This is a genomic window from Brucepastera parasyntrophica (genome assembly GCF_022376835.1).
Lineage (GTDB): Bacteria > Spirochaetota > Spirochaetia > Treponematales > Treponemataceae > Brucepastera > Brucepastera parasyntrophica.
The window spans coordinates 1,884,482-1,908,053 of record NZ_CP084606.1; the positions used below are offsets into that span (position 1 = coordinate 1,884,482).

Genomic DNA, 23,572 nt, shown 5'->3' on the forward strand with positions numbered 1-23,572 from the left:
ATTACTTTTTCAAAATCCTCTGAAGATATGATATATCAAGCAGCAAATTCACTGTTTCAAATTTACCCTTGTAAAATACTCCCCAGTTGTTAAAAACACAGGGCAATGCCTTTGCCTTTTTCAGCGTATCCACCTTAATAAAATCCACAGGAATAGCATTCTCTTCGCAGTACTGCCGTACTGTTTCCACAGTGTATGGGATATAGGGACACTGTAAACCGTAATAAATAGTCAGCGTCTGGCTTTTAATGCTCTGCTTTTTGGCGTTCTCCGAGAAACGCGGGACTGTTCCATCAAATGATAAGGCCAGTAATTCGTAGCCGTCCTGGGTAGTATCCACAATTTCAAAACCGTATTTCATGGCAAAGGCCTTGTCGGAAAGCCAGTTTTTCTGCTTAACGGAACTGAGCATACAGATGCCTGATTTTTTCTTTTGTCTGGCATCCGCAATACAATATTCCATCAATGTTTTCCCATAGCCCTTGCCTTTATGGTCTCCTAAAACCCACAGGCAATACATATAAAGATAATTATCCCCGGTAACCGGGACCCAGGCTGTTTCAAGGGGCGCATATTCAATAAATACGGTAGCCCGGGCGTTTAATTTTCTGAATACATGACCTTCCTCAAGTCTGTCTGACAACCATTTTTTTTTGGTTTCAACGCCCTGGGAAAACTTTTTGCTGTTTATGGTACAGCACAAATGCTGCTCTGAAAGGTTTTCCTCTGTCAGATTAAGAAACTCCGGGCAATCACTCATTTGATACCGCTCCTCTCGCAAAACTCTATACTTCAAGCTCTATGACACAGAGTTTATCACCACACTTGATACTTTCCAATATCAATATTCAAAAAAGAGCGTGCAGTATTAATTCATTCGGCAGCGGAGACCTCCTGGCTTAGGATAACAGGGGCCGCCGGTTATCCTGAGTTCATTGGTCCCCTGTTAATTGTTTATTGGATATACAGAACGTCGCTGTCCGCCGGAGCTTCGTGCCGTTCTTTATCCGTATATGTGCGGAGCGCGGAAGCAACAGTAATTGTGTAACTTTCAAACAGGGAGTCCCGGCCCTGTCTCTGCTCCTGGCGGTGTTCATACTGGTTGCGCCATTCAGTTACCGCGTTTTCGTTGTCCCACTCCGAAAGGCTTAACAGCTTCCGTCCGGCGGCAAGGCTGGAAAACCGCTCGGCGCGGATAAAACCATTTGCCCGGGCAAGTTCTTCTTTCAACTTGCTGGCGGCGGCTAAGTAATCGTCCATACATCCTTCTTTAACCGTGACCTCGAAAATGACAAGTACCATCGTTTTTCTTCCTTATCTTACAGTGCGGTGCCCTTTGCGGGCACAAAGAACCGGGACATATCAGCGCCCTCCAGTTCAAGCAGCTTTACTTTCATTTGGACTCCCCCGGAATATCCTGTCAGGCTGCCGTCTGAACCGACGACCCGATGGCAGGGGATGATGATGGAAATTGGATTATGCGCGACCGCTCCGCCTGCCGCCCGGCTCGACATGTTTTCCTTCTTTAATTTCACCGCCATTTTTTCTGCGATGCCGCCATAGGTGATAACTTTGCCATAGGGGATTTTACACAAAATTTGCCATACCTCTTGGCGGAATCCGCTGCCGATGGGAGCGAGAGGCAATTCGGAAATAACAGGCTTCTCTCCGGCAAAATATCTGTCCAGCCATTTTTTTGCGGTATCGAATATTGGCATATCATCCCGTCCCACCATGGCTTCGGGGATGGTATCCCCATGATACTTTTGTCCTTCTATCCATAGACCCGCAAGGTTCTGTCCGGGGCCGTCACACGCTATCGTGATTTTCCCTATCGGTGACAGGTATACAGTTGAGTAGTACATTCATCAGCCTCCTTATTATAGTGCGCTCCAAAGATTGACGGCGGTATAGCCTCGCCGCGGGCGCCGGGCTTCTGTTGTTTTCAACAGCTTGTTTTAGGACTACGGTTTTAATATATCATACCCACCAGGAGAATCCGGCTGTTTTCGGACATGGATTTCTGCGGGAAGTGTTGTTGTCCGAATGGCATTGGCGGCGGATTTATAGATAGCTTTGTTCTGTAAGAAATGGTTGGTATGGAGGGCGTCCTCCTTCTCTGGGAACGCGGATTTCACCTGTGTTCATAAAGGAAATTGGTTATACGTGATTGCTCATGCAATCTGCGAATAAAAAAGGCGCATTTTCCCTCCCCTTTGTATACATTTTAGTACGCTGGAGAAAAACACGCATTTTATCATGGTGTTAAACGGTACCTCTTTATAATATTTTTATCCTGTAAAGGGGTAAAAACCCGGTTTTTCTGGACCGTTGAACCATTGACCCGCGCCTTAATCCCATGTCCGACAGCCATAAAGGCTGTAAAATGTGGTTCATCAATACCTTTATAATATGGCGAAAGAAAGTAAATTTCGGGAAATCGGCTATTTTCAGTAGCCGATTTTTCCTGAATTTTGATTTCCGGCCAAAATACCGTGCAAATTTTTCACACTTTTGTATGAATTCCCGGTTTTTAACTTGTCAAGACGCATTTATATCCTCCAAATAATTGATAGTATGCTAAATTAGAGTTGTTTTGAAAAAAAAAAGGAGTATAATTATTAAACGTATGGATGATGTAATAAGTGCTTCAAAAGAAGACTATTTGGAAGCTATACTTGATTTTTCCGCGGAACCAGGCGTTGCCCGGTCAATTGATATCGCCAATGCCTTGGGCGTATCGCGTGCCAGTGTTAACAAGTCCCTGAATGTCCTCAAGGAGTCAGGACTGGTAAAACATGAACATTACGGCACAATAAAATTAACGGAAGAAGGGTTAAAAGTAGCAAAAAAAGTCAGATCACGCCATAATATGCTCAAAAAGTTTCTGATTGAGATATTAGGCGTTGATCCTGAAATTGCAGAAAAGGATGCCTGCCGCATGGAGCACGTTATCAGTGCAGAAACGGCGGAGCAGTTGGATGCATTTATGAAAAAACTCTTAAAAAGTTGACCGGAGTTTGAATAATTATGCCAATTTTTGCAATTATACAGGATTAAAAGAAAAGTGTAACAAAATTTCCTTTTCGGGTTTTTATGTATATACGGTATTTGGTAAATACTTGAAACCGGCTTTTGATATTCCTAACTATGTAATATAGTTTAGAAGATTTCATGTTAACCATTACTGAAACTGAATTGGAAAATTTTGTATTTAAAAACTAACAAAGCACACAAAAAAGCATTTTTATTTTCCATACACAACAAATATTTTCTCGAAACGCTGTAATTGATAGCGATAAGATAATATGGGGTTCAGGAATGTAGGTAGTTATGCAGTTCTTGAATTTATTATGAGCATTATATCAAAAAAGGCCGGTTTTATTTAAGGAGAAGTTATGAAGTTTGATTTGCCTCAAAATCAAAATGCACTGACAATCGTCCAGAACATGCAGGAATTTTACACGGCAATTCTTGAATATTATGACGAATTGTTTCCTCTGGATGAAGATGTTTCTAAGTTTTTTCTTGGTTTACAGGAAAAAATGAAAACAGATTCTGTAATACAACCCCCTCCGGTCCTCAGGTATCTTGGCGTAGGCTGCGCTACTGCAAAACTCGAAGGCCGTCTCATAAACAGCGGTATGGATATTACCTGCATTGATAGCAACCATGAGATGGTAGAAACCGCAAAGCGCAGAATACAAAAAGGATATTCCGGAGTACGTCTTTTTGAGATGTCAACCATAGATATGGCGCGTTATCTTAAAAAGGATTCATTTCATATTATCAGTTGTATAGATGACACTATAGAATATATAGGAAATGAAACGCTGATACGGAAATTCTTTTATGATGCGCGGGAATTGCTGAAACCCGGTGGAAAACTGGTTATTCAGACAATGAATTTTGACTCGTTTAATACCGGGCAGCCTTTTTCCCTGCCCTCAAAGGGGTCCATCAGGGTGAGTTTTGAGCGGGGATATACTCCGTTGGAAAACAATATGCTCCAGCTGGACGCGACCCTTGAAATGGGAAACGGGAAAAAAATCGTGCTTCAAAAAGGAACGGAAATCTTTCCGCTCACAGCTGAAAAAGCGGAAATGTTTGCAAAAGAAGCCGGATTTACCGGCTGTGAGCGCTATGGCAGCTTTGCCAAAGACAAATGGTCGCCGGAAAGTCCGATGACCGTAATGGTTTTCAGTTTATAAAGTAGCATAAAAATAATAAAGTTGTATAAAACAGGCGGCGGATAAACTTCCTCCGCCTGTTTTTTATTTAAAACCCGGGAAACCATACTAAAACCGGAATTCAGTTGGCTTATACCAATTTTTCTGTTTATAATAATAGTAACAATGCCACATTTACCTGAAATCCAAATTTCCCCTATGAGGCGGATTATTTTATTCATAATAATCCCGGTGCTTTTTTCAGCCGCGTGTACAACAAACAGCTCCATCATGAAAAGCGGGGGCTTATATACCTATGAACTGAAAAACTTTCCCCATGAAGAATATGTATCTGAAAATATTAACGGGTTTTTTCCTGATAAAGTATATATAAAAACCCGGACACAGACATTTAATTCTTATCATTATTATATTTTGCAGGACGGTCATATCTGGTATAAGGGGATTCCCGGCGCAGAGGTCCCGGGTCCTGATTTATGGACCCTTTTTATGGAAACAGGCTTGCCCCATAATAAAAAAAGACGGAATTTTGCCGCGCCCGGGAAAATCGTTGAAATTTCGGCGGATGCTGATGAACTTGTCGCCCTATCGGATGCGGGCCGTTTTTACAGGATCTGCTTTGATAAAATTATAACCCGTAAAAAAAATTACTGGTATGACGCCCAGGGCTGGCCGAATGAAGAGCCGCTCGTTCTGAATAACAGGACAGCCGCGAATATAGCGTGGGCTATGGGAAAACGGAATTCCCACGTCAGATACTATGAAGATATTTTCGGCAATGCCCATCATTACGGGACCATGGAAATCGCGACTACCTATATTCTTCTCGAGGATGGGCAGGAAATCTGCATAGGCGATACCGGGCTGCCCAGCGATTTCAGCCATAACCTGATCGGCCCGGAACGGGGAACATTCAAAAGCGTGGCGCTCTCCGCAAGCGCCTCCACAATGTTTCTTATAAATGAAACCGGCGAAATGTATACCAGACTCGCCGACTTTGACACCATAGGCAGTGATCCTATGTTTTTTAAATACACGTATACTCCGTATAAATCGGATCTGGAAGGTACTGATTACCGTTCCAATTACAGCCTCTGGGGTTTGCCCTCCGAAGAATGGCTGTACCAGCCAAAAATACCCCTTACCGGGAAAGCTTTGCTTACCAGGCATATTACCATTCTCCAGAACGGAATGGGCAACGCCGCGCGCGAATTGCGTGTCGCCGGATTAAACAGGGACGGCGTCACCGGATACTGGACAAAGCCCGTTTTCGGGACTGAATGGATATTTGTGCCGGCCCCCCTGACTTTCAGCGAATCGGACTTTCTTGCCGCGCAGCCGACCGATACCGCCGCCGGAACCCTGCGGGGAACTTCCGCTGATATCCGGCTGGAAGGGTTTTTGTGGGAAAATAACGCGATAATCCCCAATTGGCAGTTCGAGATAGAAAACTTCAATATTCTGGAAGGTTCTTGTGAGCTTATAATTTCCAGAAAAGAAGAATCCTGCAGAATAAAACTGTATCCCGCAGAATTGTGGACATATTACAAAAGAAATATTCCGGGCAGGGACGGAACTCCGAAAAACTTCTTTGTCACAATAGAAATCCCGGACGGTGCTTTTGATTCCGTTTCCGAGGAATTCCGACAGATTCTCAACGAGTATCTTCTCCCCGAACAGCACAAGCTTTTTTCCTATATAATGGAAGCTTCAACCGAGTATGTCATTCTTCAGAAGCGGGAAAAACTGCAAAGAAATTTTTCGCTTTTTTTGACTAACGGCATATCTCCCCTGGTTTTTCCGCAGTTTATGCGCTTTATAAATATCGCGGACATGGAAGAAATGGCCTTATACCACTCGGAATACCTGAAACTGTCAGACGGCCCCGCTTTCGGCCGTGACCGGTATGCGGAAATAAGGGAAAAGATTTCAGCAAACAAATGGCTCAGGGATGATATAAAACAGCGGATTAAAAGTTATGAAAATGCCCAGAAAAATGCATCAAGGTCACTGTTTGCCTATTCCGCCTTTAATGTGCTCACCCATATAACACTTTTGTACAGAATCGATTTCCCCAAAATATACACCATAACCCGTTTCGGGGATACAATAATGGAATCAAATGATGCGAATGTCGACCTGATTACCGGGACAAGGATCAGAATCGATAAAAAGCTGCTGGAAATGATTGAATTGCGGATATCCGCTTATGAAACCATGGAAGAAGCTCTGAAAAAGGGCGCGGCGCAGGTTTATCTTCCCGCCAATTTTTCGGAAACCTGGCTCGGTTACTGGGAATTCGCGGGGTTACCGATAAAACTCGATGGTTCTTTTACATTGTTCTCAAAACAAAAGGACTCAGCCCCCGCTGTTTTGTTAAGCGCGCCCTCGGAAAGTGAATATCCGGGCTGGGTTATAATTATCGGCGAAGAAGATGTTGATGTGGCCATTCTGATTGAGCTTAATAAGGCGTATGAGACAATTTATAAAAGGGCTAATGTCCCGGCCCCGGAAAACCCCTATGTTTTTGACGGATATTTATTCATTGCCGCCGGTAATTTTCCGGAAGGAGAGCAAAGCCAGTATGAAGAGACAATTAATAAGTTATCAAAGCCAAAGGGCAAGGCCATAAAAGTTCACTGGAACGGGGAAGAGCTTTCAGTCAGGGAACGGTCCGGACGAATTCTGTTTATCGGAACGGCAAACCCTCTCACGGATTTTGATTACGAGGAAGCCAGCCCGGATTAGTTCAGCCTATTGAATTCTCCATTTTCCGTCTGTCTTTTTCATCTGGTCCGCCGGAATTTCAAGAATTCTGCCGTCTTCGCCATTAAGTTTAACTATCCGCGTCAGCGGGTTAACTTCCGATACCCGGAAGTTGCAGTTATCATACCGCAGGGATATCCCCTCATTTGGCAGCGTTTTGCGGGCGTCGCAATACCAGTCATGCTCATAGGCAAGACAGCATAGCAAACGGCCGCATTGCCCGGAAATTTTCATGGAATTGAGCGACAGGTTCTGGTCTTTTGCCATCCGGATTGAAACAGGCCGCAGTTTATCAGTCACCGCGTGGCAGCAATAAGGTCTGCCGCAGACACCCAGTCCGCCGGTAATACGGGATTCGTCCCGCACTCCTATTTGCCGCAATTCTATCCGCATTTTAAAAATAGCCACAAGGTCTTTTACCAGGTCCCTGAAATCCACTCTGTTCTCGGCGCTGAAAAAGAACAGGATTTTAGGTTCATCGAGCAGATAATGCGCCGCGATCAGCTTCATATCAAGCTTATGCTGCAGTACTTTTTCCTTAAAGGACTTAAAGGCAATGGTTTCTTTTTCCCTGTTTTCCTTAACCCGCGAAAGGTCCTGCTCCGTCGCCTTTCTTTCAATAGTAATAACATCATCCGGCCTGATCCCGATTGGCGCGCGGGCTTTCCCCATCACACAGGCAATATCCTTGCCGTAACGGGTCTGGACAAACACATGATCACCTTTTGCGATTTCCAGCGTATTATGCGTTGCGTACAGGCCTTCGCTTGAATAATCAAGTTTCAGATAATACAGGGGCTCAGGGAAAACAAAATTTCCTGACGGGAGCGGTTCCGCGGCTTCCGCTTCAAGATCTTCGAGCTGCTCAAGTTCTTCAAGATTTTCCAAATCATCATCCGGAATACCGGTTGTTTCAAATTCTGAATGCATTTTTCCTGCCTTATTTTCAGCTGTTAGGAAAGCAAATCCACTAACAGTCCGTTAATTTCTTCTATTTTTTCCAGTAATTTAAGCTGCGGGTTCTGGTTAGAAAGAATACCTGCCGCCAGCTGTTCAAGTTTTTGATCGATAACCTGGATCTGAACATATTTTTTTCTTTTCAGGATATTATTTCCGGATATGGTTTCCGTTACATCATACGTACGTGCAACCACAAATTTGACAAAGGATCTGACCGCGTTTTTATAGGCGATAATATTTTCCGGAACAGGACTTTTTTTTAATAAATCGCCGGAATTATGAACATCATCCAGAAGCGCTTCCAGGATTTTTTCCGGGGGAAGATGGGCCAGATGCTGAGGAATAGCCTCAGTTCCCGGCTTTTCGGAAGTTTCAATCTCTTTTTTTAAAAGTTTATCAAACCGGGAATTTTCCGAGACCTTTTTTTTGCGGTCGTCCTTGGTATTTTTATTGGTTATGGCCGCCTGGCCCGCTATTGAAGCAAAAAAGGGAGATGAGCTGTCTATAGGGCCCGGCGCGGCCATTATGTATGATCTCCGTATATTCCGTTGGACGGAATGCTGAGCGCCGAATCGGCCAGCGCCTGCCGGTTTTTATATGTCGCAAGCGCCGCGTCAAATTTTGTTTCGTCATTAACGGCAAAACAATAGCCGTTTATAATAACGGAGTCTTCAATCTGTAAATGCTTTGTTAAAATAGTCCCCAAAACCAGCCCGGTTGACAGAATCGTTACACCTTCCGGGGCAATAACATCGCCCTGCACAATGCCGCCGATGGTAACCACATTTGAGCTTATATTGCCGCGGATACGGGCGTTTTCGCCTATAATAATCCGCCCTGTTGTTTCAAGATTGCCGTCTATATCCCCGTCAATACGGACAAAGCCGGAAATTTTCAGTTCCCCTTTTACAAAGGAGTCCGGTCCGATCAGGGTGTTGATGGAAACGGGGTCAGAAGAAGCAAAAGCCATCCCGGAATCGTCCCTGTTATTTGTTAATGGATTTAACGTTAATATACTTCATGGGATCGACAACATCGGATCCTACATGAATTTCATAGTGAAGATGGGGTCCCGTGGAAATTCCGGTATTTCCGATATATCCGATAACGTCGCCCTGACGCACATAATCTCCCTTTTGAGCAGCCGCCCGCTGGAGGTGGGCATAACGGGTGTAAAACCCGTGTTTGTGACGGATAATCACATAATTCCCGAAGCTCGGATCATAGGCAACCGTCGCGATAGTCCCGTCCGCGGTGGCAAGGACCGAATCTCCGGAGCGGTATGTTGAAAGATCAACCCCCTTGTGTATGTACCATTGTCCGGTAAAGGGGTGCTTGTTCTGTCCGAATGCCATGGAAATATGCCCGATTCCGCCCTTGATAGGCCAGAGGCTTGGTATATCCGAGAAAAGAGCGTTCTGTGAGTTAAGTAGCTTGCCTATTTCTTCAATGGGCTGTACGGAATTCTCAAGATATCCGGCGAGCCTCTGCAATTCGGCAATTTCCTGCATGGTGCCGAAGGCTGTTTCCTTTATATTGAAAAGAGAAGCCAGATCTCCGCCCTGTGTATTGCTCTGGGTTGTCCCGGAAGAAGTATCTATTCCAAGCAGTCCCAGGGTTCCGGAAAGGGCAGGCTGGAAATTCTGCGCGGCTTTAAGCAGATTCCCTGTTTCATCCTGCAGCTTATTAAGCGTCGCAACAGTTTCCCTCAATTCCTTCTGCAGGGAGGCGACTTCCTGGTTTGAAACGATTACCCGGCGGGAAAACCAGAAAAAAGCGGAAATTCCGCCTGCCAGAAGGACAATAAAAAACAGAAGGGAAAAAACCGATGCCTGAAAGTTAATAACTTTTTTCTGCGAATGCGGGACCACCATAATGGTCAGCTTACAGCGTCCCCTCTGAATATTGAAACGAAAAAATTTCCGATAGAAGTAAAAATTCTCTTAAAAAACGGCCTATTGAACGAATGATATTATTTTCAAAGCGTTTATAGCCCCTGGTCTTTGGCACTTTCAATTCTCCAATTAAAGCATATCACTTGCTAAAAAGTATATCATGGAAGAAAAAATATTGTCAAATTTTCCTTGCCTCATAACATAAAATTAGTGTAAAATTATGTAATTACACCCGCCTTTTTACCCGGTATCCCTAACGATACTTTTTTTGTTGACGATACGTCAACTCGATGGTATTATATATCCATATCCTTTATAGGATACTTTCTCTGCCCAAGGGCAGCTACAAATCTCAACCCGGATGTCAGCCATGCAAGTTTTTGATACTCACGCTCACATAGGGCTTATCTATGAAGACCCTATTGAGCAGCTTCGTGTTATACAGGAAGCAAAACAGGCACACGTTAACCGCATTGTCAGTATATGCAATAGTCTGCATGATTTTGAGGTTGTATACGCAACACTCAAATCCGCACCTTCTGTATATCACGCTATAGGTGTGTCTCCCTCCGAAGTTACCAATCCCGGCAGGGACTGGATACATATTATTGAAGAAGGCCTTAAACTGCCGAATGTTGTCGCATTGGGCGAAATAGGCCTCGATTATTACCGAAAATTCGGCGATAAACGTTCCCAGATTGAACTGTTTATTACCCAGCTTGAGCTGGCAAATAAAGCAGATGTTCCTGTTATTATACATAATCGGGACGCGGGCAAGGATGTATTAGATATTCTTGCAGAAAGATTGCCGGAAGCGGGCGGAGTTTTACATTGTTATTCCGAAGACGCGGAATATGCGCGGATTGCGCTCGATCTGAACCTCTGGTTTTCCTTTGCGGGAAATTTGACCTACCGGAACGCCCGTAATCTCCATGAAACCATCCTCACTTTGCCGATTGACCGCATTCTTGTGGAATCCGAAAGTCCTTTTATGGTTCCCGCTGAATTCCGCGGAAAACGGAATATGCCCGCGTATACTCCGTCAACGGTGAAATTTATGGCTGAAATGCTGGAAATGGACATTGAAGAACTCGCCGACCAGTTATGGAAAAACAGCTGTACCTTTTTCCGCTTGCCTGAATGAGTAATGCCTCACAACTTTTTCATCCCGTCCGTATAGGAAATATTGCCCTTTCGGGCAATATTTTTCTTGCGCCTGTGGCGGGATATTCCGATCCTGCCTTCAGGTCTATCTGTATTGCGCACGGAGCGGCCTTTACCTATACGGAAATGGTTTCCGCGGAAGCCCTTGTCCGGAATTCCGGCAAGACTGAGCTGTTAATGCGGCGCGCCCCGAATGAAAAACAGTATGCGGTGCAGATTTTCGGAAGCAATCCTGCTTATATGGCTGAAGCCGCCTGTATTGTACTCGAAAAAACAGGGACAGAGTGTATCGACATTAACGCGGGCTGTCCTGTTCCGAAGATTGTAAAAACCGGCGCCGGCTCGGCTTTAACCAGAGATCCTGAAAGATTATTCTCCGTTACGGAGGCTGTCGTCAAAGCCGCCGGCGGAATTCCAGTCAGTGTGAAAATCCGGTCCGGCTGGGACGAAACGCAATGTACCTGGAAACAGGCCGCCTTCGCGGCGCTGGACGGCGGAGCCTCCGCGATAACGCTTCATCCCCGGACAAGGGCCCAGGGATATGAGGGAAAGTCAGACTGGACCCTTCTTGCGGAACTTTCCGGAATTGTTCATGCAAAAAACCCCTCCATACCCGTTTTCGGGTCCGGCGATCTTTTTTCTCCGGAAGACGGAAAGCGGATGCTCGAGGAAACCGGCTGTGACGGCATAATGTTCGCGCGCGGGGCAATGGGAAATCCCTTTATTTTTGCCCAGACCCGGGACCTTCTGACGGCAGGGTCTTACTCTGAAGTGACCGCACAGGAGCGTATGACCGCCGCGTGGCAGGAACTGCTCGGTCTTTCGGACCTTATCGGAGAAATTCCCGCGTGCAGGGAGATGAGAAAAAGATTCTGCGCCTATTCCAGGGGAATCCAGAACGGCGGGGCCATGCGCGCTTCCCTGGTAAAAGCCGCGGCCATACAGGATTACCGGGAAATTCTTGCCGAATACGGGTTTTCCGAATAACGGGACCCTGCTCCGCGGTTTTCCGGGGCTGAAAAACTGTGAAAATAATGAAAATAGAATGAAACAATCCCTTGAAAATTCAATAACAAGGGACTACACTTGGAACGTATGGCTTTATTAAACGATGTATTGGAATTTTTCCAGGGCATATTCGGCTCTGTTTTTTCCTCATCGGCAGAACATAAAAATAAACAGCAGCTCAAACAAATGCAGGCCTCCCTGAAAGCAATAAATCCTCCCATTTACCGGCCTGAGGGCATTCTCCTGCCCGCCTTTCCGATAGCGGTTTATCAGATATACCAGCTTCTGATGCCAATAAGCGAGATTCTGGGAAAAACCATAGCAAATCCTGACCGGCGGATGGCCGACCGGTACCGCGATTTCATTCTTGAACTCGCGATGACAAAAGAACAGAGGGAAATGCGAAAGTCCTTTCATTTTTCCGAAAGGTCGGCGGCTGTTGTTTCCGAAACGGTCAAGCCGGAAACAGTTATTGAGAATCAGGCAAAAAAACTGACCCAGTTTCTCAAAACGCTTGATACAACCAGTATGAAACAGGCGGAAAGAATAATTGACAAGCTTGATGTACTTAACGATTTCTGCCGTTTTGATTTTTACGGTTTTTTTTCCTGCTTTGACCCCGGTTTCAAAACCGCCGCGCAGGCAGGCTACCTTGATAAAACCAGTTTCCGTACAATAGAGGTTTCGACCGTAATTCCCTATCTGATGGATGTGTATTATCTGCTGGATAATCTCGACCTGAGTACATCCATAGTTAATGTCGTGTCTCTGCTTGAGGCAAAGAGCCAGAATGTTCAGCTGAGCGAGGAGATTACCGGAAAGATAGGAAATACCTTCCGGGCCCTGTACAGCCAGATCCAGAACAAATTCAGTAAAAATATAGTTTTATCCATTATCAGGCTGGCAAAAAAAGACGCCTCTTTTATTCCGGCCCAGCCGCGTATAAAGCCCGATTATATTCAGCAGTATAAAACAAGACTTACGGAACTGTTTCACAGTGATTCAAAAAAACTGCTCAAGGAAAAAGAAGCAAATGAAATGCAGACTCTTATCGCGTCGGTTTTTAACGGACAGCCCCTTGAGCAGCTCGAATATTACAATGAATCCACAAACAGCCTTTTGCAGGAACTGACGCCGTTTTCCCTCGAATGGGTCCGGCCGATGGAAATAATAAAAACTTTTACCATTCATTATTTTCTTCCCCATTTCGGCCAGATTCTAGAAGCGGTAATAATTGAAGGGTTTTTCAATAACCGGGCAGTGCAGGCGGCCTGTTCCAGCGCCTATTATTACTGCGCGGCTGTTATGGATAAAATAGCGGAATTTGAGGAGCTTTTTCAGGACGGGAAGTCCTGCAGTTACAGAATAATGATGGGATACCTCAGCGAATTGAAAAAGGGACAGGATTTTGAAGCCCCGCTCAGAAATATGGTCGATACAATGAATTATAACGCCAAAACCTTTATCCAGCAGGCTGTTACCCAGTTTGCTGAGGTATATGAATACAGCCAGATCATCCTTGATGATAATAAAAAATCAATGCCGGAAATGATAACGAACATCAGGACCATAACAAAATCAGCAAAAAATAATGATTCCTTTCTTTTGCTGGAGAAAGAAATAGATATTTACCAAAACTTTTTGCAAATCATGAAGAAATATGCTATAATTGGCACCATATCTGTTTCCACTAATATGTCGGAAAAAGCGGAGAAATAGTTGTAATGGGTAAACAGCGACGGCGAATAACAAGTTCTGCTTCTGTTGATAAGCAAATATATGATTTAAAGCAGTTGCTGGAAATTTCAAAGAGTCTTAATTCTTCCCTTGATTTTTCTACTCTGATAGATGCGTTGCTGTATACCTGTATGGGGCAGATGAAAACCCTGGGCGTTGCGATTTTTACACGGAAAAGTTTTGACGCAAGCTGCTTTCAGATGAACCAGAATTATTACGGGTTTGAACTGTCAAATGATTTTGAATACTCCATCCCCGAAGACCATTCCTTTGTTAAGCTGCTGAGCAAACAGAATACCTGTTTTTCAATTGATGAAATAAAGAAAAGTTCCATTGAGATAGATACTCCGATTAATGAGCTTATTTCGTTAAATCCTTCCCTGGTTGTTCCCCTAAAGGCCAGGACCCATATAAACGGAATTCTTCTGCTTGGAGAGCAGATAACTTCTGAAGAATATTCGATATACGATAAAGAGCATATTCTGAATATTGCCGCGCTCGCGTCCATTGCCATCAATAACGCCGCGCTTCTTGAAATGAGCACAACGGACATGATGACGCACCTCAAGCTGAAACACTATTTTTATGCCGTTCTTTCGGAAAAGCTGGAAATAAGCGACGACCAGAATTCTCCGCTTTCCGTTTTAATGCTTGATATAGACTTTTTCAAACGCTTTAATGATACCTATGGGCACGCCTGCGGAGATTTTGTGCTGCAGATGGTTGCTTCCATTATACAGCAGAATACCCGGACCCAGGATATGGCGGCCCGTTACGGCGGGGAAGAATTTGTGGTCCTGCTTTCCGAAACGGAACTTGCGACAGCGAAAAAAATAGCCGAACGGATCAGGTCTTCAATAGAAAATCTTGATATTTTATATGATGAACAGCATTTAAGCCTTACTATTTCTATTGGCGTTGCCGAATATAATTCTGAAGTGGATACATCACCGAAAAAACTGGTTGAACGGGCGGACAAGGCCCTGTATGCGTCCAAACAGGCCGGCCGCAACCGTGTAACCGTAGCAAATTAAGCAGAGTAGTGTGAATCAGTCATGAAAACAATCCCCTGGTGGCAGACAGCCGTTTTTTATCAAATTTATCCGCGGAGCTTTAAAGATTCCGGCAATGACGGTATCGGCGATATACCCGGCATTATTTCAAAACTTGACTATCTGGTATCGCTTGGCATTGACGCCCTGTGGATTTCTCCCTTTTTCAAGTCTCCTATGGACGATTTCGGTTATGATATCAGCGATTATTGCGATATTGACCGCATATTCGGGACAATGCAGGATGTTACTTTGCTGATAGAAGAAATTCACAAGCGAGGCCTGAAAGTAATTTTTGATTTGGTAATTAACCATACTTCAGACCAGCATCCCTGGTTTGTTGAAGCGAGATCTTCCCCCGACAATCCGAAGCATGACTGGTATATCTGGCAGCCCAGAACAGACCGGGAAACGGGGAAACCCCGGCCAAAACCGAATAACTGGATAGGTATGTTTGAGCTGACAAATGCCTGGCGGGACAATGATGCAACGGATGAATGGTTTCTTGGTACCTTTACCCAACACCAGCCGGAGGTAAACTGGCGGAACCCTGACCTTAAAAACGCGATGTACGATGTAATACGGTTCTGGCTTGATTTGCATGTTGACGGGTTCCGGATGGACGTGGTGAATTGGTATATCAAGGATGAAAAACTCCGTTCAAATCCTTTTTCCTGGAGGGTTAATCCCGATATTTTCCAGAAACACATTTATGACCGGAACCAGCCGGAAACCCATGATATTTGCCGGGAAATCCGGGGCCTTACGGATTCCTATGACGGCAGCAGGGTCCTTGTCGGGGAAATTTTTGTCCGCGACGTGGAAATAGCCGCTTCTTATCAGGGAAATGGTAACGATGAGCTCCATTTGGCGTTTAACATGGAGATGCTGTATATCCGGTGGAGCGCGCGTGTTTTCGCGAAAACTATTGCCCGCTGGTATGCCGCGCTGCCCGGGTCAGGCTGGCCGAATTTTACGTTCAGCAATCATGACCAGCCGAGGCACGCGACCCGGTTCGGGGTGAGGAACGAGGACCACCAGCTTGCCCGCATGCAGATTATAGCAATGCTCCTGCTTACGCTGCGCGGGACGCCGTTTATGTATTATGGAGAGGAGATAGGCATGAAAAATGTCCGTGTTCCGCATTCTGAAATGTCCGACCCAAGCGGAAAGACCTTCTGGCCTCTTCCGCTCGGGCGGGACGGACAGCGGACCCCCATGCAGTGGTCTTCCGCGGAAAACGCCGGTTTTACTGAAAGCGGTGTCCTTCCCTGGCTTCCCATCCATAAAAATTACAGGGAAGTGAACGCGGAAAAACAGCAGGCTGATCCGGGGTCTTTGTGGCACTGGTACCGGAAACTTCTCGCGATACGCAAAACCCATGAAGAGCTGCGGACAGGAAGGTTTTCGTTTATAAAGAAGGGGAAAAACTCCGTACTCGCCTTCCGCCGTGCCGGTGAAACCGGTTTGATAGAATGTTATCTGAATTTTTCAAACAGAAAAAAAAGAGTCGGACTGCCTGTTGACGTACAGGTCGTGTTAGGTAATTTCCGCGGTGAACAGGAAAAGCTGCCCGCCGGCCGTCTGGAGCTTGCTCCATATGAGGCTTTGCTGGTAAAAATATAAGTATGAATATGTCAATATTGCGCAAACCTTTCAGGTATGCAAACTGGAATACAACTTTTATCCTTATTGGAATCAATCTGGCTGTTTTTTTGCTGACCGAATGGAATGATAATTTTGTCGCTTATCTTTCCCTGAATCCGGTCCTTGTAACAAAATATCACTGGTACTGGCAGATTTTTACCTATCAATTTGTTCACGGCGGAATGGGGCATTTACTTTCCAACATGATAGGACTGTTCTTTTTCGGCTTTACACTTGAGCGCAGGATAGGGTCGAAGGAATTTTTACTGGTGTATCTGCTTTCGGGAACGCTTTGCGGCCTGTTTTCCCTGATAATCTATCTGGCGACCGGTACCATGAAGGTGATGCTGATGGGCGCTTCCGGGGCTGTCTTTGCCATCCTCCTGATGTACGCTGTCTTTTTTCCGAGATCAACTATTTATCTGTGGTGGATTATTCCTGTTCCCGCGCCTCTGCTTATTATAGGCTACGCTGCGATAGAAACATTTTATATGGTTTCAGGAAGGAACCAGGGCGTCGCGCACAGTACACACCTGATAGGTTTCGCAATTGCCTGGATTTATTGTCTGGTGCGTTTCGGGGTAAATCCCTTAAAGGTGTGGTTCGGTAGAAGATGAAAAGAAAAACAGCGTTCTGTTTTTTTATTGTTTTCTGTATATGCCTGTTTGCTGAAGAAGCTCCCCGGGTTCTCCGCGCGCCTATATGGGTATACCTTGAACCTGTTCCCGGAATCATGCCGGCCGGTTCCGAAGAAGAAACCGGGGAAGATTCCCGGGAAAAACTGCTTCCGATCAGAGAGCTGGACAGCGTCGCCCGGTTTGTGATGTCGGGAATGGTTTATGGCTGGAAATTTACATATACGCCGAGCGACAAAGTCCGGAACGTGGAAGAATACTTTTCCATGGAACCGATTCAGGAAATTCCCCGGGGCGACCCCAGATTCAAACTGACCGGAATAACGCCTGCCTACCCGAGACTGAACAGCTGGGCCGAATTCACTTTTGATGAAGCAAGCGGATACTGGAATAAATACTGGAATTCCGTGTTATTTAAAAACGGGAAGGGCCGCGGTGTTGGAAGCCGCCTCGACGAAACCAACGGAATCCGTACCGCCTACAGCCAGGCTGTTCTGAACGCTGTCCGGGAACACGCGCGAAAACTGGAAAAAAACAAACCAAAGGAAATAACAGGGGAAATACTCATTAAGGACAATCCTCGGCTATACCTCAGCGGCGGAAATTTTGTCGCCGACATAAATGTTCTTATAAATATTAAGGAAATTGTCCCGTACAGGGTTTTCTGAAAAACTATCACATTCGCGAAAAATCTGACTTTTGCGGCGAACTGGACTTGAACCAGCATGCTTCTCAGCACCAGCGCCTCAAGGTCCCAAGCTTGTATTGAGGGTTCGATTCCCTTCACTCGCGTACCACGAAAGGTCTTCGTGGTACGACTGCCTTAATGATATATTGTTAACCCCATGCTACTATAATAACTTAGCGGCTTGTCAAGTTTTTCTGTTTTTTAGAAAAGATGTCACAAGGGCAGATATTTCACCGGTTATAACCATAAAAACTCCTTTGTTTTTCCTTGTTTTGCGATATAATATGTAAAAGGAGCCTCCGCAGAGCAGAGTTCTGCGATATCTTTAACGAAAAGCATTTATGGAACGGAGGCTCGTCGCGGCAAAGCAGGAAAACAAGCTGTACATCCAGGTAACGCAAGAGATTGGTCCCCCGAAACAGGACAGCGGGAATATGGCTGCCTGCTTGATAAACGGGACAGCAAACCGAAATATGATCGGTATTTTTTTATAAAAAATAATTCTATGCAGGAGGAGCCATGAAAAAACTTGTATTTCTGTCATTAATTGTACTGCTGGTATTTACCGGGTGCTTGAGTTTCCTGGGCATTGAGACCTCACCACCTGTGGATCGAAGATTACCTTCTGAAGCTGTTGTAGAAACATATCTGCACAATGCTTTAGGAAAAAGTATGGCTTCTTTAGGGCCTAATGATTGGTTTATCTTCAATTACAGCAATACAAATTTTCCGGCGGGAACATTCTATGGATTTGGTTCTCCGCACACTTACTTTGGGACTTCTCTGACGCATGGTAAAGGACAAATGTATTGGTGTCCGGGAGTTGATCGTTATTCCAAACTTACTATTTATAATACGAAGGGAACTGCTGTTTCTGATGAGTTTGAAGCTCTGAACCCATGGCCGTATATTCAAGTAATTGTAAAAAAGTAGTTATCCAGCTTTCATCCAGTTCAGCTGATGAATTACTAAATTGATTCTTGTCCAATGAATGAATATCGGTTCAGAAGGATTGATACCGATAGTAGCCGAAACAATCAAATGACCTATCTTAAACAAGATACAATCAAATCAAATTTACGGGCATAATCCATACCTTATCGGTAAGCGGCAGTTGCTCTTTCACCAGGCAAATCACCGCTCCATCCCCAATCTTTTTGTTCGGAATTTTGTCAAGAACGTGAAAGGCGGAAACCATGGATTTTGTGGGATCGCTTGAGGTCTTGATTTCTACGGGATGCAGTGTGTCACCGTCCTCAATCAGGAGGTCAATTTCGTTCTTATCCTTGTCGCGATAGTAGTAAAGCGGCGGTTTTACAATACCGTCATTATAATAGCTTTTTAAGACCTCAGCAAAAACGAAACTTTCAAAAATATGTCTCTGCATAATTCCATTAACCGTTTGTTGAAATTATTGTAGTAAGGCTCCAGCAGGAACACCCGCCTGCTTGATTCCGGTACAGATTAATCAGGCCGGGCCTGTTTTTACATCCTTGCCGCAGATTTCGGCAATGGTAACATAGTGCAATATCCGTCCGGATTGGTTTGCAGAAAACTTAGCTAAAATATTAGATTATAATTTCAATAAAGAACAATCCAATAATGTTGGAGAGAGTTTGAAATAACCCATAATACGGTAGGCGGCATACCTTGAATATTTCAATATCATTTTGTGCCGTTTTGATTTACACATTTTCACCCTCATCCCGCCCCTTTACTGCGACCCGGAGAAAATGATATAACAAATACCAAGAGTCTTCCGGAACAATTCAGAGAAATGAAAGATTTCCTCGCGTTAGAGGGGAGGCTATACTGCTAAGTGGGGTTCTGATATGGACGTACAATCTATTATTAAAAATCTGCATCCGCTTGAAATCCGTGTGCTGAGGGCTTTTGCGCCCGGAGCTGAACTTACCGCGGATAAACTGGAAAAAGAACTGAATTATAAGGCCGGTCATGCGAACCAGGCTTTTTCATGGCTTTCCGGCAAGGGCCTGGTCGAAGAAGTCCGCCGGGAACCGCAGGTGTTTTATGAACTGACTGAACTGGGAAAAATATATTCCGCGGAAGGAACACCCGAAGACAGAATCCTGCTTTTTCTGAAGGAAAAAGGGGCCCATACGCTTCCGGAAATTGCTTCGGCGCTGCGTCTGGATAATAAGGATGTGGGATCAGCCTACGGCATGCTTGCTAAAGAGGCCGCCGTAAAAATGGATGAAAATAAAAAGGCAGTTTATGCAGGTGAGCCGAAAAGCGGACGCACAGCAGCCGTCCGTGATTTACTGAAACAGGCTTCCGCACAGGAAACCGGTCTCCTTGATCAGAAAAAACTGACCGAGGAAGAACAGGCCGTCATTGGTACTCTCGCGAAAAAACGCGGTGCCGCCGACGCTCCTTTCCGGATTATTGAGCGGGAAACTGTTGTATATACCCTGACTTCAGGGGCCGCTGACGTAAAAAAAGCCCTTGATGCCGCCGGGCTTACGGGAGAAGAAATAGGGTCAATTACTCCCGAACTGCTCAAATCAGGAAAATGGAAGGATGGTGCTTTCCGGGGATACAATATTGCCATTCCACCGCCGCGGGTTATTCCGGGCCGGACCAATCCCTATGTCAGTTTTCTTGAAAGTGTAAAAGACAAACTCTGCTCGCTTGGTTTTGAGGAATTTGACGGTCCTCTTGTTGAAACGGAATTCTGGAATTCAGACGCTCTGTTTATGCCCCAGTTCCATGCGGCGAGGGATATTCATGACGTATATTATCTTAAGGAACCGACAAAGGCAAAAGAAATAGAAGAACCTTTTCTGTCCAATGTAGCGGCGGCTCATGAAAATGGCGGCGATACAGGCAGCCGGGGCTGGAATTACCAGTTTGACCGGGAATTTACCAAACGCCTTATTTTGCGGAGCCAGGGGACCGTGCTTTCCGCCCATCAGCTGGCGAAGGCAAAAATACCGGGAAAATACTTTGGGATTGCCCGCTGTTTCCGTTATGACAAGGTTGACGCGACCCATCTTTCCGATTTTTACCAGACTGAAGGCATTGTCCTGGGAGAAGAGGTCAATCTGCGGACCCTGCTCGGCTTTCTGGAAATGTTTGCTGTAGAGGTCGCGGGCGCTACCGATGTAAAATATGTTCCGGGATATTTTCCGTTTACGGAACCGTCTGTTGAAGTTCATATAAAACATCCTGTCCTTGGCTGGTTTGAGCTGGGCGGGGCCGGGATTTTCCGTCCGGAAGTTACACGCCCGATGGGCGTTACTGTTCCTGTTATAGCCTGGGGAATCGGTATTGACCGCATGGCCCTCATGGCGCTTGGCCTGAATGATTTGCGGGAACTGTTCAGTTCCGATATTGAAGCCGTACGGCTGCGCCGGGCGGAGTATTGATATGCGGACAATGAAAAAGAAACAGGGCCGCGGAGTTATTAAGGGAGTTATGGGATGCCAAAAATAGATGTCAATGAAAAGCTGTTTTTCAATTTGCTGGGAAAAAAATATTCATATGAAGAGCTGGAAGACCGGCTTCCGTGCGGAAAAGCCGAACTCGATGAAAAGCCGGACCTCTCGTTTCCTGAAGATGAACGGACAATAAAAATAGAACTGAATGACACAAACCGGCCTGACCTGTGGTCAACCGCCGGTATCGCGCGGCAGTTACGGCTCCACGCCGGCGGCAAAAAAAATAACTATGCCGGATTTTTTCCGGTCCTGAAAAAACGCAGGACGCCGGAAACCGGATTGTAAAGGTTGACGCGGAGCTCAAAGACATCCGCCCGTTTATGACAGCCTTTGTTATTTCCGGGAAACCGATTGATGAACCCATGCTGCTGGACATAATCCAGACCCAGGAAAAGCTGTGCTGGAATTTCGGAAGAAAACGCCGTTCAATCTCCATGGGTATTTACCGGTCCGCGAATATTGAATGGCCAGTGTATTACAAGGCAATTGACCCTGATACGACAAGTTTTGTTCCGCTTGCCTTTGAAGAAAAAATGACCTGCCGCAGTATTTTAAGCGAACATCCAAAAGGAAAGGAATATGGCTGGATCCTGAAAGACGCCAAAAAATATCCTCTGCTTATTGACGCAAAAGACGAAGTTATGTCCATGGCCCCTATTATCAACAGCGCAACGCTGGGTGCGGTAAAGGTGGGAGACGCGAATCTGCTGGTTGAAATGACCGGGACCGATATGCCCTCTCTTCTGCTTGCGACAAGCATTGTGGCCTGTGATTTTGCCGACGCCGGCTATGAAATTTTGCCCTGCCGTATTGAACATCCCTATGAAACAGGATTCGGAAAAACAGTAACAACTCCTTTTTATTTTCAGCAGCCGACAAAGACTACCGCAAGCGCTGTTAACAAACTGCTGGGTTCCGCTCTTTCCGCTGATGGGATACGGGAAGCGCTTGAACGCATGGGCTGTGGTGTTACAATTTCCGGAGATGATATAACAGTCCTGCCCCCTGAATACAGGAACGACTTTCTGCATGAAACGGATATCATCGAGGATGTGATGATAGGCAAGGAAATATCATTTTTTAAATCGGAAACGCCGAAGTCGTTTACCATAGGCAGACTTTCGCCGCTCACCGTTTTCAGCCGCAAAGCAAAGAATCTGATGATAGGTATGGGATATCAGGAAATGATATTCAATTACCTGGGTTCCGGCAAGGATTTTATAACCCGGATGAATATAGACGCAGGCGGCGTTATCGAAATTTCAAATCCCATGACGGAAAACTACCAGTATGTCCGCTCCTCTATTATACCCTGTCTGCTCGGGGCCGAGGCCCAGTCGGGTAATGCCGTGTACCCCCACCGTATATTCGAAATCGGGAAAATAGCTTTTCCCGCAAAAGAAGAAGTGACCGGGACCCTGACAAGACAGAGTCTTGGTTTCCTCACCGCTTCCTCGGACGCCAATTTTAATGAGGCTGCCAGTCAGGTCGCGAATCTGCTGTATTATCTGAATCATGAATATGTTGTTGAGGAAACGGATGACCCTCGCTTTATTACCGGCAGGCAGGCCGCTGTTCTGGTAAACGGCAGGCGCGCGGGAATTTTCGGCGAACTTCACCCCCAGGTACTTGAAAACTGGACAATAACGACCCCCTGTGTCGCGGGAGAAATTGATCTTGAAATTCTCCTTGAAAAATAGCAGGCGGATTTAAAATGCAAAAGGCTGAATTAAACCAGGTTTAATTCAGCCTTTATTTTTAACAGGGATATGTTAGAATCCGAGTTTAACTCCCAGATTTAAACTGAAATCGCCTTCAGCAATGGGTTTTGTATCGCTTGTAAACATATACTGAATATTAACATTGAATGATGTTTTCAGCGGGCCAACACTGTTGGTGAATACCGCATATCCGACGCCAAGACCGCACGCAAGTTCTACAGGACCCGCCGGCGTAAAAGCTCCGAACAGAAGGTTAATACTCAGGTTGTTAATGGGATACACTGCCATTCTGAATAATGAATATACATCATTCGGCTGTGTAATAAATGTTGCTCCCGCCTGGATCAGACTGTTGAACGCGTAAATGATCGAGAACGTCTGGGTGGGAACAAATTCCTTGTTTGAGAATTCGTACGCAACACCGGCTCCGATTTCGAAACCGAACAGGGAAATATCGTTTGAACTTCCCGTTTCCGCTGTCTGTGCAGTAAGCGCTCCCCGAGCACCAGTACCGCAGTGACAATCGCCAATACCTTTTTCATGTGTTTCTCCTTAAGAAATAATCAATGTATCAAGGATAGAGAATTTGTATTGTTTTGTCAAACACTTTGACATAATTTGTCAGATTTGTAAAAATGCGGTAAAATC

The 23,572-nt window shown here is 45.3% G+C and carries 21 protein-coding genes and 1 pseudogene; 13 read left to right on the forward strand and 9 right to left on the reverse strand.

Annotated features, from left to right (window positions below):
- Position 1 precedes the first annotated feature (1 nt).
- The 3 genes from K7I13_RS09025 to K7I13_RS09035 form a co-directional block, all read right to left on the reverse strand.
- Entirely contained in the window at positions 2 to 760 is a 759-nt protein-coding gene (locus K7I13_RS09025) for a GNAT family N-acetyltransferase (RefSeq protein WP_255944939.1), read from the reverse strand.
- A gap of 194 nt (positions 761 to 954) precedes the next feature.
- Positions 955 to 1,302, reverse strand: coding sequence for an antibiotic biosynthesis monooxygenase family protein (locus K7I13_RS09030; RefSeq protein ID WP_255944940.1), 348 nt, complete (start codon positions 1,300 to 1,302; stop codon positions 955 to 957).
- A 17-nt stretch (positions 1,303 to 1,319) separates the two neighbouring features.
- Entirely contained in the window at positions 1,320 to 1,865 is a 546-nt protein-coding gene (locus tag K7I13_RS09035) for a methylated-DNA--[protein]-cysteine S-methyltransferase (RefSeq protein WP_255944941.1), read from the reverse strand.
- Positions 1,866 to 2,629: 764 nt separating this feature from the next.
- Here K7I13_RS09035 and K7I13_RS09040 point away from each other — a divergent pair.
- The 3 genes from K7I13_RS09040 to K7I13_RS09050 all read left to right on the forward strand — a co-directional run bounded on the left by K7I13_RS09040 (position 2,630) and on the right by K7I13_RS09050 (position 6,938).
- Complete coding sequence (locus K7I13_RS09040) at positions 2,630 to 3,013, forward strand: metal-dependent transcriptional regulator (RefSeq protein WP_255944942.1); 384 nt, start codon at positions 2,630 to 2,632, stop codon at positions 3,011 to 3,013.
- Positions 3,014 to 3,398: 385 nt separating this feature from the next.
- The gene (locus K7I13_RS09045) at positions 3,399 to 4,211 is read left to right on the forward strand and encodes a class I SAM-dependent methyltransferase (protein ID WP_255944943.1); all 813 of its coding nucleotides are present in this window, start codon (positions 3,399 to 3,401) and stop codon (positions 4,209 to 4,211) included.
- Between the two features lie 249 nt (positions 4,212 to 4,460).
- Entirely contained in the window at positions 4,461 to 6,938 is a 2,478-nt protein-coding gene (locus tag K7I13_RS09050) for a hypothetical protein (RefSeq protein WP_255944944.1), read from the forward strand.
- 6 nt (positions 6,939 to 6,944) lie between these two features.
- On the opposite strand, the gene K7I13_RS09055 is transcribed toward K7I13_RS09050, so the two are convergent.
- From K7I13_RS09055 to K7I13_RS09070, 4 genes are read right to left on the reverse strand one after another with little or no spacing between them, the layout of a single operon-like run.
- The gene (locus tag K7I13_RS09055) at positions 6,945 to 7,886 is read right to left on the reverse strand and encodes a PSP1 domain-containing protein (protein WP_255944945.1); all 942 of its coding nucleotides are present in this window, start codon (positions 7,884 to 7,886) and stop codon (positions 6,945 to 6,947) included.
- Positions 7,887 to 7,909: 23 nt separating this feature from the next.
- Positions 7,910 to 8,440, reverse strand: coding sequence for a YaaR family protein (locus tag K7I13_RS09060; RefSeq protein ID WP_255944946.1), 531 nt, complete (start codon positions 8,438 to 8,440; stop codon positions 7,910 to 7,912).
- The gene (locus K7I13_RS09065; protein WP_255944947.1) at positions 8,440 to 8,886 is read right to left on the reverse strand and encodes a bactofilin family protein; all 447 of its coding nucleotides are present in this window, start codon (positions 8,884 to 8,886) and stop codon (positions 8,440 to 8,442) included. Before K7I13_RS09065 ends, K7I13_RS09060 begins: the two co-directional genes overlap by 1 nt.
- A gap of 16 nt (positions 8,887 to 8,902) precedes the next feature.
- Positions 8,903 to 9,790, reverse strand: a complete 888-nt coding sequence (locus K7I13_RS09070) for a M23 family metallopeptidase (protein WP_255944948.1) — start codon at positions 9,788 to 9,790, stop codon at positions 8,903 to 8,905.
- Between the two features lie 391 nt (positions 9,791 to 10,181).
- Between K7I13_RS09070 and K7I13_RS09075 the strand changes: the two genes are divergently transcribed.
- The 8 genes from K7I13_RS09075 to K7I13_RS09110 all read left to right on the forward strand — a co-directional run bounded on the left by K7I13_RS09075 (position 10,182) and on the right by K7I13_RS09110 (position 18,675).
- Positions 10,182 to 10,955 (forward strand): TatD family hydrolase, encoded by a 774-nt coding sequence (locus K7I13_RS09075; RefSeq protein WP_255944949.1) that lies wholly within the window; start codon positions 10,182 to 10,184, stop codon positions 10,953 to 10,955.
- Positions 10,952 to 11,962 carry a tRNA dihydrouridine synthase DusB gene (gene dusB / locus K7I13_RS09080; RefSeq protein ID WP_255944950.1) on the forward strand — a complete coding sequence of 337 codons (1,011 nt, stop codon included), beginning with the start codon at positions 10,952 to 10,954 and terminating at the stop codon, positions 11,960 to 11,962. Before K7I13_RS09075 ends, dusB begins: the two co-directional genes overlap by 4 nt.
- Before the next feature lie 108 nt (positions 11,963 to 12,070).
- Positions 12,071 to 13,702, forward strand: a complete 1,632-nt coding sequence (locus K7I13_RS09085) for a DUF5312 family protein (RefSeq protein WP_255944951.1) — start codon at positions 12,071 to 12,073, stop codon at positions 13,700 to 13,702.
- 5 nt (positions 13,703 to 13,707) lie between these two features.
- Positions 13,708 to 14,754: a diguanylate cyclase DgcA gene (gene dgcA, locus K7I13_RS09090; protein ID WP_255944952.1), complete on the forward strand. Its 1,047-nt coding sequence runs from the start codon at positions 13,708 to 13,710 to the stop codon at positions 14,752 to 14,754.
- 21 nt (positions 14,755 to 14,775) lie between these two features.
- Positions 14,776 to 16,398, forward strand: coding sequence for an alpha-glucosidase (locus K7I13_RS09095; RefSeq protein ID WP_255944953.1), 1,623 nt, complete (start codon positions 14,776 to 14,778; stop codon positions 16,396 to 16,398).
- Between the two features lie 8 nt (positions 16,399 to 16,406).
- On the forward strand, positions 16,407 to 17,036 hold the full coding sequence (locus K7I13_RS09100) for a rhomboid family intramembrane serine protease (RefSeq protein ID WP_255949280.1): 630 nt from the start codon (positions 16,407 to 16,409) through the stop codon (positions 17,034 to 17,036).
- Positions 17,033 to 17,722: a hypothetical protein gene (locus K7I13_RS09105; protein WP_255944954.1), complete on the forward strand. Its 690-nt coding sequence runs from the start codon at positions 17,033 to 17,035 to the stop codon at positions 17,720 to 17,722. Before K7I13_RS09100 ends, K7I13_RS09105 begins: the two co-directional genes overlap by 4 nt.
- A gap of 539 nt (positions 17,723 to 18,261) precedes the next feature.
- Complete coding sequence (locus tag K7I13_RS09110) at positions 18,262 to 18,675, forward strand: hypothetical protein (RefSeq protein WP_255944955.1); 414 nt, start codon at positions 18,262 to 18,264, stop codon at positions 18,673 to 18,675.
- Between the two features lie 133 nt (positions 18,676 to 18,808).
- On the opposite strand, the gene K7I13_RS09115 is transcribed toward K7I13_RS09110, so the two are convergent.
- Positions 18,809 to 19,129, reverse strand: a complete 321-nt coding sequence (locus K7I13_RS09115; protein ID WP_255944956.1) for a DUF4143 domain-containing protein — start codon at positions 19,127 to 19,129, stop codon at positions 18,809 to 18,811.
- Between the two features lie 445 nt (positions 19,130 to 19,574).
- Between K7I13_RS09115 and pheS the strand changes: the two genes are divergently transcribed.
- Both pheS and pheT read left to right on the forward strand, forming a co-directional pair.
- Positions 19,575 to 21,131: a phenylalanine--tRNA ligase subunit alpha gene (pheS, locus tag K7I13_RS09120; protein WP_255944957.1), complete on the forward strand. Its 1,557-nt coding sequence runs from the start codon at positions 19,575 to 19,577 to the stop codon at positions 21,129 to 21,131.
- A 54-nt stretch (positions 21,132 to 21,185) separates the two neighbouring features.
- Positions 21,186 to 22,903, forward strand: a pseudogene (gene pheT, locus K7I13_RS09125) (phenylalanine--tRNA ligase subunit beta).
- Between the two features lie 72 nt (positions 22,904 to 22,975).
- Here pheT and K7I13_RS09130 read toward each other — a convergent pair.
- Positions 22,976 to 23,206, reverse strand: coding sequence for a hypothetical protein (locus tag K7I13_RS09130; protein ID WP_255944958.1), 231 nt, complete (start codon positions 23,204 to 23,206; stop codon positions 22,976 to 22,978).
- Positions 23,207 to 23,572 lie beyond the last annotated feature (366 nt).

Bases quoted from the DNA above. Each gene is read 5' to 3' on its own strand.
- K7I13_RS09055 (WP_255944945.1), bottom strand. From the start codon at position 7,886: ATGCATTCAGAATTTGAAACAACCGGTATTCCGGATGATGATTTGGAA.
- K7I13_RS09040 (WP_255944942.1), top strand. From the start codon at position 2,630: ATGGATGATGTAATAAGTGCTTCAAAAGAAGACTATTTGGAAGCTATA.
- K7I13_RS09025 (WP_255944939.1), bottom strand. From the start codon at position 760: ATGAGTGATTGCCCGGAGTTTCTTAATCTGACAGAGGAAAACCTTTCA.
- K7I13_RS09115 (WP_255944956.1), bottom strand. From the start codon at position 19,129: ATGCAGAGACATATTTTTGAAAGTTTCGTTTTTGCTGAGGTCTTAAAA.
- K7I13_RS09075 (WP_255944949.1), top strand. From the start codon at position 10,182: ATGCAAGTTTTTGATACTCACGCTCACATAGGGCTTATCTATGAAGAC.
- K7I13_RS09085 (WP_255944951.1), top strand. From the start codon at position 12,071: ATGGCTTTATTAAACGATGTATTGGAATTTTTCCAGGGCATATTCGGC.
- K7I13_RS09110 (WP_255944955.1), top strand. From the start codon at position 18,262: ATGAAAAAACTTGTATTTCTGTCATTAATTGTACTGCTGGTATTTACC.
- K7I13_RS09060 (WP_255944946.1), bottom strand. From the start codon at position 8,440: ATGGCCGCGCCGGGCCCTATAGACAGCTCATCTCCCTTTTTTGCTTCA.
- pheS (WP_255944957.1), top strand. From the start codon at position 19,575: ATGGACGTACAATCTATTATTAAAAATCTGCATCCGCTTGAAATCCGT.
- K7I13_RS09030 (WP_255944940.1), bottom strand. From the start codon at position 1,302: ATGGTACTTGTCATTTTCGAGGTCACGGTTAAAGAAGGATGTATGGAC.
- K7I13_RS09095 (WP_255944953.1), top strand. From the start codon at position 14,776: ATGAAAACAATCCCCTGGTGGCAGACAGCCGTTTTTTATCAAATTTAT.
- K7I13_RS09050 (WP_255944944.1), top strand. From the start codon at position 4,461: ATGAAAAGCGGGGGCTTATATACCTATGAACTGAAAAACTTTCCCCAT.
- K7I13_RS09105 (WP_255944954.1), top strand. From the start codon at position 17,033: ATGAAAAGAAAAACAGCGTTCTGTTTTTTTATTGTTTTCTGTATATGC.
- K7I13_RS09070 (WP_255944948.1), bottom strand. From the start codon at position 9,790: ATGGTGGTCCCGCATTCGCAGAAAAAAGTTATTAACTTTCAGGCATCG.
- dgcA (WP_255944952.1), top strand. From the start codon at position 13,708: ATGGGTAAACAGCGACGGCGAATAACAAGTTCTGCTTCTGTTGATAAG.
- K7I13_RS09035 (WP_255944941.1), bottom strand. From the start codon at position 1,865: ATGTACTACTCAACTGTATACCTGTCACCGATAGGGAAAATCACGATA.
- K7I13_RS09100 (WP_255949280.1), top strand. From the start codon at position 16,407: ATGTCAATATTGCGCAAACCTTTCAGGTATGCAAACTGGAATACAACT.
- K7I13_RS09045 (WP_255944943.1), top strand. From the start codon at position 3,399: ATGAAGTTTGATTTGCCTCAAAATCAAAATGCACTGACAATCGTCCAG.
- dusB (WP_255944950.1), top strand. From the start codon at position 10,952: ATGAGTAATGCCTCACAACTTTTTCATCCCGTCCGTATAGGAAATATT.
- K7I13_RS09065 (WP_255944947.1), bottom strand. From the start codon at position 8,886: ATGGCTTTTGCTTCTTCTGACCCCGTTTCCATCAACACCCTGATCGGA.